At 69.8% G+C, this 9,121-nt stretch carries 6 protein-coding genes; 2 read left to right on the top strand and 4 right to left on the bottom strand.

All coding sequences use genetic code 11. From position 1 onward, the window contains the following. Positions 1 to 514: 514 nt before the first annotated feature. Positions 515 to 865, bottom strand: coding sequence for a DUF2785 domain-containing protein (locus BN11_RS09860; RefSeq protein ID WP_048697136.1), 351 nt, complete (start codon positions 863 to 865; stop codon positions 515 to 517). A gap of 224 nt (positions 866 to 1,089) precedes the next feature. Between BN11_RS09860 and purL the strand changes: the two genes are divergently transcribed. Beyond that, a complete protein-coding gene (gene purL, locus BN11_RS09865; RefSeq protein WP_048697139.1) occupies positions 1,090 to 5,022 on the top strand; it encodes a phosphoribosylformylglycinamidine synthase in 3,933 nt (1,310 codons plus the stop codon). A gap of 7 nt (positions 5,023 to 5,029) precedes the next feature. On the opposite strand, the gene BN11_RS09870 is transcribed toward purL, so the two are convergent. Further along, complete coding sequence (locus BN11_RS09870) at positions 5,030 to 5,470, bottom strand: hypothetical protein (RefSeq protein ID WP_048697142.1); 441 nt, start codon at positions 5,468 to 5,470, stop codon at positions 5,030 to 5,032. Positions 5,471 to 5,521: 51 nt separating this feature from the next. After that, positions 5,522 to 5,956, bottom strand: coding sequence for a rhodanese-like domain-containing protein (locus tag BN11_RS09875; RefSeq protein WP_048697145.1), 435 nt, complete (start codon positions 5,954 to 5,956; stop codon positions 5,522 to 5,524). A 58-nt stretch (positions 5,957 to 6,014) separates the two neighbouring features. Here BN11_RS09875 and BN11_RS09880 point away from each other — a divergent pair, with 58 nt between their 5' ends. Beyond that, the gene (locus tag BN11_RS09880; RefSeq protein ID WP_048697147.1) at positions 6,015 to 6,806 is read left to right on the top strand and encodes an aminoglycoside adenylyltransferase domain-containing protein; all 792 of its coding nucleotides are present in this window, start codon (positions 6,015 to 6,017) and stop codon (positions 6,804 to 6,806) included. Here BN11_RS09880 and BN11_RS23635 read toward each other — a convergent pair. Continuing rightward, the coding region (locus BN11_RS23635) for an indolepyruvate ferredoxin oxidoreductase family protein (protein ID WP_162213203.1) at positions 6,795 to 9,121 on the bottom strand (2,327 nt) is incomplete at its 5' end. The genes BN11_RS09880 and BN11_RS23635 overlap by 12 nt on opposite strands.

Here is a 9,121-nt window from a genome sequence, read left to right on the forward strand (position 1 = left end):
CTCGTGGGCCTTCTCGATGTTTTCCGGGGTGGCGGTGCGCAGCAGGTACTGGTACCGCTCGACCGGATCCTGGCCATCCTGAGGGGTGCTGTGGGGCAGTGGCTGAGTGGTCATCGGTGGCTCCTGGGTGATGGTGTCTGCTGTGCTGTCGGTTTGAATGTTCACCCCCCCCGACGGTGACGAGCCTGAGGTATGGCTGTGTGCCTCCTGTGAGCCGGGGCCGTCCGCTGCAGTGGTGGCCGGCGTCCCGTGGCCGGGGCTGAATGAACCAGCCCTCGACGCGCGCGAGCACGCGCGCGCACGCCGAGCGCACCGCGTCGGCGTGCGCCACCTCGACCGAATGGTCGCCCATCATCGGCTGCTCCGCGAGCGCGACATACAGGCTCGTGAGGGTCATCGTGACATTCCGCAGCCACGCCGGCGGCGGGCCGACGCCCGCGACATCGGCGAGCGCGGCCTCGACGATGTCCAGCCAGTCCGTCGCACCGCCTGCGGTCAGATCCGGCTGGGTGAGTCATTCGAGGATGGCCACGCCGATGCGTGCCTCCTCGAGTTGCTGCCACATCTCGGCGGGGGCGGCGATCCGCCGGGCGAGGATCCCGAGGACCTCCTCCGGTGACGCGAGTCCCGCCGCGGCGGACGTGCCGAGGTGGTCGGCGCCGTGGGCGACGGCGTGAAGCCAGCCGAGCTGGGCGTCATACGCCTGCACGTCGTGCTCGTGGGGATACCAGTGCTCGTGGGGATACCAGTGCTCGTGGGGATACCAGTGCGCGACGCGCTCGAAGGCCCCCCGGTCGGTGTCGCCGGCGGCGACAAGCGAGGTCAGGACCAGCACGGCGAAGCTGCGCGTCGTGGATCGCCCCACCCGCCAGCCGGTCGAGCATCTCGGTCCGGATCCGGCCGGTCTGGCGAGCGAACCGGCCGGACTCGATCCCGTCCGCCAGCTCGGCATACGCCCAGCCGTCCCGGACCAGCGGGTCCGGTGATCCGAGTCCGGCGAGCAGGTCGTCGAGGGAATGCGTCACCTCTGCGGCGCTAGCAAGCGGATGACTGGTCGAGCGGTCCCAGCGCTGCTGAGAGAATCGGGGTATGTCGGCGCCTTCGGATCACGGCCTGCACCTGTTGACCCTCGAGGGCGGCAGCGCCCTGTCCGACTTCCGGGCGCGCGCCCTGTTGTCGCGGCTGCAGTCCGTCGCGCCCCGGATCGATGGCGTGCACGGGCGCTTCGTGCACATCGTGGCGAGCGTCGAGCCGCTGACGGAGGAGTCCGCGGCGACGGTCACCCGGTTGTTCACCTACGGGCAGCCGTATGCCGGCCCCACCGCCGAGCTGGGCACACTCGTCGTCGTCACACCCCGGCTGGGCACGATCTCGCCGTGGTCGAGCAAGGCGACCGACATCGCCCGCAACTGTGGTGTCGACATCGCCCGGGTGGAGCGGATCACCGAATACGTTCTGACCGGACCGGCGTTGAGCGAGGCCGAGTGGGCCGCGGCCGCTGGTGTCCTGCACGACCGGATGACCGAGGCCGTCCTGCGTGACATCGCCGCCGCCGAGGCCCTGTTCGACGCATTCGACGCAGAGCCGATGGCCGAGGTCGACGTGCTCGGCGCGGGGACTGCTGCTCTTGAGGAGGCCAACACGGCATACGGCCTGGCCCTGTCGGCGGATGAGATCGACTACCTCGCCGAGGCGTTCACCGGGTTGGGGCGCAACCCCACCGATGTCGAGTTGACGATGTTCGCGCAGGCCAACTCCGAGCACTGCCGGCACAAGATCTTCAATGCCGACTTCGTCATCGACGGTGCCCCGCAGCCGCGTTCGCTCTTCGGGATGATCCGGCACACCGAAGAGGTCGCTGGTGACGGCACGGTCGTCGCCTACAAGGACAATGCCTCCATCATGCGCGGATCCACGCGCACCCGGTGGCTGCCGTCGGGTGCCGGCACCGGGCCGAGTGAGTACGCCGGCACCGAAGGTGAGGTCCATGTCCTGATGAAGGTCGAGACCCACAACCACCCGACGGCGATCTCGCCCTTCCCGGGCGCGGCCACCGGGGCGGGCGGCGAGATCCGCGACGAAGGGGCGACCGGACGGGGGTCGCAACCCAAGGCCGGGCTCACCGGCTTCGCCGTGTCCAACCTGCGCCTGCCCGGCACCGAAGAGCCTTGGGAGACAACCGATGCGGGCGCTCCGGCACATATCGCGACACCGCTCGAGATCATGCTGGACGGTCCTATCGGTGCGGCGGCGTTCAACAACGAGTTCGGCCGGCCCGGTCTCGGCGGCTTCTTCCGGGTCTTCGAACAAGAGGTCTCCGGGATCAGCCGCGGCTACCACAAGCCGATTATGAGCGCGGGTGGGCTCGGCACCATCGATGCCGGCCAGACGGAGAAGGTCGCCTTCCCCGACGGCACCCTGCTCGTGCAGCTGGGCGGCCCGGGAATGCGGATCGGCATGGGTGGCGGCGCCGCGTCGTCGATGGCCGCCGGCGCGAATGCCGCTGAGCTGGACTTCGATTCGGTCCAGCGCGGCAACCCGGAGATGGAGCGGCGCGCCCAGGAGGTCATCAACCACTGCTGGTCCCTCGGTCCGGACAACCCCATCCTGTCCATTCACGACGTGGGCGCCGGCGGCCTGTCGAACGCCTTCCCCGAACTCGTGGACGGCGCAGGGCTCGGCGCGCACTTCGAACTCATCGCCGTGCCCCAGGCCGAGACGGGCTTGTCGCCCAAAGAGATCTGGTGCAACGAGAGTCAGGAGCGGTATGTCCTGGCGATCGCTCTAGAGGACTTCCCGCGTTTTGCTCAGCTGGCGGAACGGGAGCGCTGCCCGTATGCCGTCGTCGGAGTCGCCCGCGATCACGGTCATCTGCAACTGTCCTTCGACACCGAGGGAGAACCGGGCGCCGAGTTCGCCGTCGACATGCCGATGGAGGTGCTGCTCGGCAAACCGCCGCGGATGACGCGGGACGTGCAACGGGCCAAATGGACGGGCGACGACTTCGACGGCACCGGGATCGCCCTGCGCGAGAGCGCGTATGCCGTGCTGCGTCACCCGAGCGTCGCCAGCAAACGCTTCCTGATCACCATCGCCGACCGGTCCGTCGGCGGCCTGACCCACCGGGACCAGATGGTCGGGTCGTGGCAGGTGCCGGTCGCCGACGTCGCGGTCACCCTCGCCGATCACGTCGGGTTCGACGGTGAGGCGATGGCGTCCGGAGAGCGGATGCCGCTCGCCGCCGTCGATGCCCCCGCCTCTGGGCGGATGGCGGTGGGTGAGGCGCTGACCAACCTGTTGGCTGCGCCGATCACCCTGCGGGGCGTGAAGTTGTCGTGCAACTGGATGGCCGCGTGCGGTGAGCCGGGGGAAGACGCTGCACTCTATGACACCGTCCACGCCGTGGCGATGGAGTTGTGTCCGGCTCTGGGGGTCGGTGTGCCCGTCGGTAAGGACTCGCTGTCGATGCGCAGCAAGTGGACCGATCCGGCGGACGGCGTTGCCCGACAAGTCATTTCCCCCGTCTCACTGGTCGTCACGGCCTTCGCGAACGTCGAGGATGTCCGTGGCACCCTCACCCCTGCGGCGGCGGCCAACCAGGTGGTGCTCCTGATCGACCTCGGCGGCGGCCGGCATCGGCTCGGCGGCTCGATCCTCGCGCAGACGGCGGCACGGTTCGGCACGGACGTGCCCGACCTCGATGATCCGAAACTGCTCGTCGCCTTGGTCGACGCGGTCAATACGTTGCGGGAGAAGGGGATTGCCACGGCATACCACGACCGGTCCGACGGGGGGCTTTGGGCGGCCGTGTGCGAGATGGCGTTCGCGGGGGGTGTCGGTATGGACATCGATCTGACCTCGCTGGTGCACGGCACGCCGGGCAGCGAGATCGCCGCGCTCTTCGCCGAGGAACTCGGCGCGCTCGTCACGGTGCCGGCCGAGCGGACAACCGAGGCCATCGCCATCCTGCGCGACCACGGTCTCAGCGCGGCGACCCATGTCCTCGGGGCCAGCCTGCGCGAGCCGCGAGTGCGCGTCTCGGCGGCGGGCGGCACCGTGCTCGACGAGCCGCTCGGCGACCTCGCTACGGCGTGGGACGAGGTGTCCTGGCGGATCAGCGCCCTTCGGGACAATCCCGTGTGCGCCGACGAGGAGCATGCGGCGGTCGCGGCGCTGGGGGCCGATGACGGGCATCTCGTGTTCGAGCCGAGTTTCGACCCGGCCGAGGACATTTCGGCGCCATACCTCAACGTCGGTGCCCGCCCGAAGGTGGCCATCCTGCGGGAGCAAGGGGTGAACTCCCATGTCGAGACGGCCTTCGCGTTCGATCGGGCCGGGTTCGCGGCATACGACGTCCACATGACCGATCTGATGACCGGACGAGCGGATCTTCGAGATTTCGCGGGGCTCGTCGCGGCCGGCGGGTTCTCCTATGGCGACACGCTCGGCGCCGGCGAGGGCTGGGCACGCTCGGTCCTCTTCCATCCGGAGCTGACCGAGGCCTTCCACGAGTTCTTCCACCGGCCCGACACCTTCGGCCTGGGCATCTGCAACGGCTGCCAGATGTTCGCAGCCCTGGCCGAGCACATTCCGGGCGCCGAGGCGTGGCCCCGCTTCACCCGCAACCGCTCCGAGCAGTATGAGGCCCGCCTCTCCCTCGTGGAGGTGCTGGACTCACCTTCGATCTTCTTCACCGGGATGGCCGGCTCGAAGCTGCCGATTGCCGTCGCACACGGCGAGGGCTTCGCCGACTTCTCGGCGCAAGGCGACCCAGGGGCGGTCCAGCGTGCGATGCGTTTCGTGGACGCGTCGGGCCGGGTTGCCACCAGCTATCCGGCGAACCCGAACGGGTCCCCGGACGGATTGACCGCGGTCACCACCGGCGACGGCCGGTTCAGCGCCATGATGCCGCACCCCGAGCGGGTGCAGCGCAATGTCCAGATGTCCTGGACCGCTGGCGCACTCGACGCGCCCAGCCCGTGGTTGCGGATGTTCCGCAACGCCAGGGTCTGGGTGGGTTGAGCGGCGATCAGGAGTAGAACGGACGGTCGGGGTCCTCGGGGTCGTCGGTGCCGCGCACGTCCGGGTCGTGGTTCGCGATCGACAGCGACGGGTCGCCGTGCAGCATGCGTCCGTCATCGGTGCTGACCGCGACCCCGGCGCTGTCATGCAACTGCCGGGCCAGATTCCGGTAGGACTCGTCCGGCAGGGCGATGCCGGCGGCGTCCATCCGCTCGCGCAGGTCCGCCTCGATGCCGTCCTCGTCGCGATCGGAGTCCGCGCTCACGGCCACGACGGCATCGACATATGACTGCACTTGCGTCGTGTCGTGCCGCTCCAGAAAGGCCCCATTGAGCACGAGGTGGGCGAGCCGCGGAGGGGCGATGTCGGCCGCCGGGTTGGCGTCGACGTCGGAGGTCTCGCCGCCGGCGTCGACGTTGTCGTCGCGAGTCTGGTAGCTATCACTCATAGCCTCCAACTGTAGGAGAGCCGACCGCGCGCCCTGCCCGTCAGCGTCCGGTCAATCCGGAACGGTCGATGCGACCGGGCCGCCCTCGACCGGGAGGCCTGCCTTCTCCCACGCGGTGAACCCACCCTCGAGGTGGGCGACATCGGCCCGCCCCATGTCATTGAGGGCGGCCGTCGCGAGTGCCGAACGCCAGGCCGACCCGCAGTAGAGGATCAGCTTGCGGCCGTCGTCGAGCGCGGGCTTGTAGTAAGGGCTGGCCGGATCGACCCAGAACTCCAGCATCCCGCGGGGCGCGCGGAACGCGCCGGGGATGGTCCCGAGTCGCTCCAGCTCGCGGGGGTCGCGGATGTCGACGATGAGGACGCCAGGGTCGTCGAGCAGATCCGCGACCTCCGCGACGGGGATGGTCTCGATGCGGGTCATCGCCTCGTCGACGAGGTCCTTGGCGCTGCGCCGCAGCGGGCTTCCGGGTTCGCGGTCGGTCATGGCTGGATTGTTGCGTGTTCGGCGGCACAACACGCCGCTGCGGCGAGACGATGTGTCCATGCCAGCGATTCCGGCCGAGATCCGTGCCTACCTCGACGACATCGTGGGGGTGTTCACGCGGTCGCTCGGACCCGACCTGACGGGGGTATGGCTCATCGGCAGTGCAGCGCAGGGCGTCTACGAGCACGGCGTCAGCGATGTCGACGTCATGGTCATCTCAGCCACGCGACATCCTCGGGAGGAGCGTGAAGCCGTGGCCGGGCGCATCGTGCATCCAGCGCTCGAGTGCCCCACGGTCGGTCTCGAATGCGTTTGGTATGCCGTGCCCGACCTTGTCGACATGGCCTCGCCGGTCGTGTTCCAGGCCAATGTCAACGGCGGTCAGGTCCGGGCGCCGATGATCGCCTTGGAGCCGGACGACCAGCCGCAATGGTGGGCGGTGCTCGATCTGGCGGCTGCCCGGCAGGTCGGCATACCGTTGTTTGGACCGCCTGCGGCACAGGTCATTCCGCCGATTCCCGGGCCGCGGCTTCGGCGCGCGATCGAGGAGTCGCACGCCTTCCACGACGGGCCGGATGAGGGCAGCCCGAACCGGGTCCTCAACCTGGCACGCCTCATCGTGCTCGTGGAGGATGGGGAGTGGGTCTCGAAACCTGTTGGCGCCCAGCGGCTTGCGCAGGCGGAGCCGGAATTCGCGGCGGCGCTCGACGCCGCGCTCCGGGCCCGCGCGGAGGGCCACTGGATCGACCCCACTCTCGCGGCAGGGCTCAGCCGTCGTCTCGCGGACGCGCTGAACGCGAGCGACGAGTACGCGAGCGACGCGTTCGCGCGCGACGAATCACGTCGCTGAGATCAGATCATCCGCCTCAAGCAACGTGCGCAGCTGCTCTCGCAGTTGGGTGCGGAACCGCTCGACATTGCCCAGCTTGATGTCCTCATAGCCGCGGACCACGTCGGGCAGGGCGGCGATGGCGACGACCGTGTCCCGAGTGTCCGGGGTCAATTTCCCAACTGCCGCAACGATTCCCCGCAGATACTCGTCGATGAGCGACCGCTCGGCGCGCCGAACCGTGGTGTGCCCGAAAGGATCCAGTGCGCTGCCGCGCAGGCGGCGCGCCGCGTACAGGCCGCGCAGCGCAGGGAGGGCCCAGGTGCCGAGGGTGAGCTTGGAATCGACACCGAGCGCGCGCAGTAGCGGCGGGTGCAGCCGGAAGGCATAGCCCGCGTCGGGGCCGAACTGCTCGCGAATCGCCTGGGCGACAGCGGGATCCGTCGACAGGCGGGCGACCTCATACTCATCCTTGTAGGCCATCAGCTTGAACAGCCCACGTGCCACCGCGGCCGTCACCGGGCTCGTGGCGTCCGGGACGGCGGCCTGCTCGCGCCGGTGCACCTGCGCGAGGTGGTGCAGATAGGTTCGCGCATAATCCGGGTCCTGATAGGCGGTCAGTTCCTCGGCTCGCCGAGCGATGAGTTCGCCCAGCTCGCCGTCGGTCGGCAGGCCCGCTGCGCGGACGAGCCCGTATGCGGTGGTCCCCGCCGCACGGGTGGAGCGGCTTGGCGGAGGCGCTGCGGCGGCCACCACGGCGTCGGGAACCGCGGCATACCGTCGACCCCACCGGAAGGCCTGGTGGTTGGCCTCGACGGCAACGCCGTTCTGCGACAAGGCATCTTCGACAGCGGCCGGCGGGAGGGGCAGGGCGCCGGACTGCACGGCGACACCGAGGAGGAAGGTGTTGGTCAGCTGATCGCTGCCGAAGAGGCCCTCGGTGATCGCGCGGGCATCGAGGATGACGCTGTCGGGGCGGACCCGGGTGCTCAGGTCTGCCATGAGCGGGTCGACGCCGGGGAAGGTGACGGCGGGGTCGGCGACCATCGATCCGGTCGGGGTGCGCGTGGTGGAGACGACCGCCCAGGTGCGCCCGGCATCGGTGAGCACAAGATTGGTCGGCGCGGTGGCGACGAGCAGGTCGGCGCCGACATATACATCGCATTCGCCCGGGCCGATGGCATTGGTGCCCTCGATCGACTCGGGGGAGATGCGCACATCGGAGATCACCGCGCCGCCCTTCTGCGACAGGCCGAGCTGATCCAGGCCGCGCACGAAGAGGCCGGCATTCGTCGCGGCGACGGCGAGGACCTGTGCCGTGGTGACGATTCCGGTGCCGCCGATTCCCATGAGGCGCACGCCGATCGGCCGGTCCAGGAGGGTCACGGGTGGCTCGGGCAAGTCGCTCACGGCAAGTTCCCCCGCGGTCCGGGCCGCGCGGGGGCGGCCGCTCCCGGGGGTCACCTCGATGAAGGACGGGCAGTCCCCGTCGAAGCAGGAGAAGTCCTTGTTGCAGCTGGCCTGGTGGATGCGGGTCTTGCGGCCGAACTCGGTCTCGACCGGCTGCACCGACAGGCAGTTGGACTTGGCGCCGCAATCGCCGCACCCTTCGCAGACCCGTTCGTTGATGAAAGACGCGCGGTTCGGCGTCGCCGCCAGGCCGCGCTTTCGCTTGCGCCGCAACTCGGTTGCGCACTCCTGGTCGTTCAGCAGGGCGGTGACGCCGGGGACGGCAGCGAGGTCGGCGAGCACCGACTCCAGGTCGTCGCGGTGGTGGACGCGCACACCGTCCGGCAGGCGTGCCCCGGCATATCGGCTCGGGTCCTCCGTGGTGATGGCGACCTTCGCGACGCCCTCGGCGAGCAGTTCGGCGGCGAGGCGGGGCACCGGCATACCGCCGACGATGTCCTGGCCACCGGTCATCGCGACCGCGCCATTGCACAGGATCCGATAGGTGACATTGACGCCCGCGGCGACGGCCGCGCGGACGGCGAGGCTGCCGGAGTGGTGATAGGTGCCGTCGCCGAGATTTTGGACCAGGTGGTCTTCGGAGACGAAGGGAGACATCCCGATCCACGCCGCGCCCTCGCCGCCCATCTGGGTGAAGCCGATGACATCGCCGACCCGCTCGGGGTCCATGAAGACGACGAGGGTGTGGCAGCCGATGCCGGCGGCGACGAGGCTGCCGCCGGGCGTGGCGGTGGAGCGGTTGTGTGGGCAGCCGGAGCAGAAATAGGGCGTGCGTGTCGCCGCGGGGGCCAGCGGGAGGGTGGGCCGGGTCGCGGTCTGCGGTGTGGCCAGCGCCGCGGTCGCGGCCGCGATCGTCGGCGAGCCGC

Source organism: Nostocoides australiense Ben110, from assembly GCF_001050535.1.
In the GTDB taxonomy this organism is placed as follows: domain Bacteria; phylum Actinomycetota; class Actinomycetes; order Actinomycetales; family Dermatophilaceae; genus Nostocoides_A; species Nostocoides_A australiense.